The 3,224-nt window shown below is 61.3% G+C and carries 3 protein-coding genes and 1 pseudogene; all 4 read left to right on the top strand.

The window, feature by feature from the left end; genetic code table 11:
* The first annotated feature begins 127 nt into the window (after positions 1–127).
* Entirely contained in the window at positions 128–1,153 is a 1,026-nt protein-coding gene (locus EN879_RS29400) for a sulfate ABC transporter substrate-binding protein (RefSeq protein WP_013530876.1), read from the top strand.
* Between the two features lie 21 nt (positions 1,154–1,174).
* Positions 1,175–2,026, top strand: coding sequence for a sulfate ABC transporter permease subunit CysT (cysT, locus tag EN879_RS29405; RefSeq protein ID WP_013530875.1), 852 nt, complete (start codon positions 1,175–1,177; stop codon positions 2,024–2,026).
* Positions 2,019–2,903 carry a sulfate ABC transporter permease subunit CysW gene (cysW, locus tag EN879_RS29410; protein ID WP_013530874.1) on the top strand — a complete coding sequence of 295 codons (885 nt, stop codon included), beginning with the start codon at positions 2,019–2,021 and terminating at the stop codon, positions 2,901–2,903. Before cysT ends, cysW begins: the two co-directional genes overlap by 8 nt.
* Before the next feature lie 13 nt (positions 2,904–2,916).
* A pseudogene (locus EN879_RS29415) lies at positions 2,917–3,174 on the top strand (ATP-binding cassette domain-containing protein); the annotation flags it as partial.
* Positions 3,175–3,224: the final 50 nt, after the last annotated feature.

Below are 3,224 nucleotides of genomic sequence, written 5' to 3' on the forward strand. Positions count from 1 at the left end.
GGAAAATATTTCTCCAAAGGACGAAATGGCGCCGAACATTTTCTCAAGAGGGGCAAAAAAGGCAACATTGAATGCACCTAATTTCTACCAATTCGGTAGATTTGGCGCAGGTTCAACGGAGGCAGAAATGACCAAACCTCATTTCAGGAAACTGCTCGGCGCACTGGTCGCCACATCTGTCCAGTTCGGCACGCTCGGTTTCGCGTTTGCCGATACCACCATTCTCAACGTCTCCTACGATCCGACACGCGAGCTCTACAAGGCCTATGACGAAGCTTTCGTCGCCCATTGGAAGGCCGAGACCGGAGAGACGGTCACCGTCCAGCAGTCGCATGGCGGATCGGGCGCCCAGGCCCGCGCCGTGATCGACGGCCTCGACGCCGATGTGGTGACGCTGGCACTCGAAGGCGACATCAATGCCATCGTCTCGAAGTCGAAGAAGATCAATCCGGACTGGCGCACCAAATTCGAAAACAATTCGGCGCCCTACACCTCGACCATCATCTTCCTCGTGCGCAAGGGCAATCCCAAGGGCATTCACGACTGGAGCGACCTCGTCAAGGACGGTGTCCAGGTGATCACGCCCAATCCCAAGACGTCCGGCGGCGCGCGCTGGAACTATCTCGCCGCATGGGCCTACGCCAACGCCAATGACGGCGGCGACGAGACCAAGACCAAGGAGTTCGTCGGCAAGCTCTACGCCAATGCCCCGGTGCTCGACACCGGCGCGCGCGGCTCGACCGTGACCTTCGCGCAAAAGGGTCTCGGCGATGTGCTTATCGCCTGGGAAAACGAGGCCTATCTGGCGCTCGACGAGTTCGGCGCCGACAATTTCGACATCGTCTACCCGCCGACCTCCATCCTGGCAGAACCGCCGGTGGCGGTGGTCGACGCCAATGTCGATGCCAAGGGCACGCGCAAGATCGCCGAAGCCTATCTGAGCTGGCTCTATTCCAAGGAAGCGCAGACGATCATCGCCAAGAACCATTATCGTCCTGCCAAGCCCGATCTGGTGCCGGCCGAGGACCTCGCCAAGCTGCCGCCGATCAAACTTGTAACCATCGACGATCCACAGTTTGGTGGCTGGAAAAAAGCACAGCCTTATCATTTCGGCGATGGTGGTATATTCGACCAGATCTACAAGCCCCAGTAAGCAGTCGATATTCAGGACGACATGACCACAGCACCCGCCCAGGCGGGGTGGCGATTCAGGCAGCCGAGCGTCATTCCGGGTTTCGGATTGACGCTCGGCTTCTCGCTTGCCTACCTCACCCTCATCATCCTCATCCCGCTATCCGGGCTGCTCTGGCGCTCGGCCGCCCTTGGCTGGCCTGAATTCTGGGCGATCGCCACCGATCGCCGCACCATCAATGCGCTGAGAATCAGCTTCGGCACTGCCTTCGTCGCGGCTGCTGTCAACGTCGTCTTCGGCACGCTGGTCGCATGGGTGCTGGTGCGTTACCGCTTCCCCGGCCGCCGCATCGTCGATGCCATGGTCGATCTGCCCTTCGCCTTGCCGACGGCTGTGGCCGGCATCGCGCTGACCACGCTCTACGCGCCGAACGGCTGGATCGGCAAATTGCTGATGCCGCTCGGCATCAAGGTCGCCTATACCCCGCTCGGTATCGTCATCGCGCTGATCTTCATCGGCCTGCCCTTCGTCGTGCGCACCGTGCAGCCGATCATGGAGGAGATCGACAAGGAAGTGGAGGAAGCCGCGGCCACCCTTGGCGCCAATCGTTTCCAGATCATCACCCGCATCCTGTTTCCGGGCCTGGCGCCGGCCATCGTCACCGGCTTCGCGCTCGCCTTCGCGCGCGGCGTCGGCGAATACGGCTCGGTCATCTTCATCGCCGGCAACTTGCCCTACAAATCAGAGATCGCGCCGCTGCTGATCGTCATCCGGCTGGAGGAATATAATTACCCGGCGGCAACCGCGATTGCGGCGATCATGCTCGCCCTGTCATTCATCATGCTTTTGGTCGTCAATCTCGCACAGTCGTGGAGCCGCAAGCGCTATGGCTGATCCGGAGATCAAATCTTACGAACCGCACCATGAAAGCCAGTCGGCGGCGGTCACGGAAAGCCGCCCGGCGCGTCTGGCCCTGATGGCCGTCGCCTTTGCCTTCCTCGGCATTTTCCTGCTCTTGCCGCTGATCATCGTCTTCAACGAAGCCTTCGCCAAGGGCATCGGTGCCTACACCGAAGCGCTCGGCAATCCCGACACACGCTCGGCGATCCGGCTGACGCTGCTGGTCGCCGCGATCTCGGTACCGCTCAACATTGTGTTCGGCATCTCCGCCGCCTGGGCGATCGCCAAGTTCGAGTTCAAGGGCAAGGCCTTCCTGACCACGCTGATCGACCTTCCCTTCTCGGTCTCCCCGGTCATATCGGGCCTCGTCTATGTGCTTCTATTCGGCGCCCAGGGGCTGCTCGGCACCTGGCTGAAAGCGCACGGCATCGTCATCCTGTTTGCCGTGCCGGGCATCGTGCTGGCCACAATCTTCGTCACCTTCCCCTTCGTCGCCCGCGAGTTGATCCCGCTGATGCAGGAGCAAGGCAATGGCGACGAGGAGGCAGCGCTTTCGCTTGGCGCCAATGGTTGGCAGACCTTCTGGTACGTGACCTTGCCCAACGTCAAATGGGGGCTGCTCTACGGCGTGCTCCTGTGCAATGCGCGCGCCATGGGCGAGTTCGGCGCAGTCTCGGTGGTGTCGGGCCATATACGCGGCCTGACCAACACCATGCCGCTGCATGTCGAAATCCTCTATAACGAGTACAACGCCGTCGGCGCCTTCGCCGTCGCTTCATTGCTTGCGGGCCTGGCGCTCGTCACGCTGGTCTTGAAAACACTTCTCGAGATGCGCTACGGCGCCGAGATCGCCGCGACGCGCGGACACTGACAGAGGGATTTGCATGGAAGTTCGCGTTGCCAACGTGCGCAAGGAGTTTGACCGGTTTCCGGCCCTCCACGACGTGTCGCTCGATATCAAGTCGGGCGAACTGATCGCGTTGCTGGGGCCGTCCGGCTCCGGCAAGACGACGCTGCTCAGGCTGATCGCCGGACTGGAGCGGCCGACGCGCGGAAACATCTTCTTCGGCGACGAGGACGCCTCGCACAAGTCGATCCAGGATCGCAATGTCGGCTTTGTCTTCCAGCACTATGCGCTTTTCCAGCCCCGACAGCTGGACAAGGTCTAGAAGCTCGGAGGCGCGGCGGCGGA

This window comes from Mesorhizobium sp. M7A.F.Ca.AU.002.02.1.1, assembly GCF_003998535.1.
GTDB lineage: Bacteria > Pseudomonadota > Alphaproteobacteria > Rhizobiales > Rhizobiaceae > Mesorhizobium > Mesorhizobium ciceri.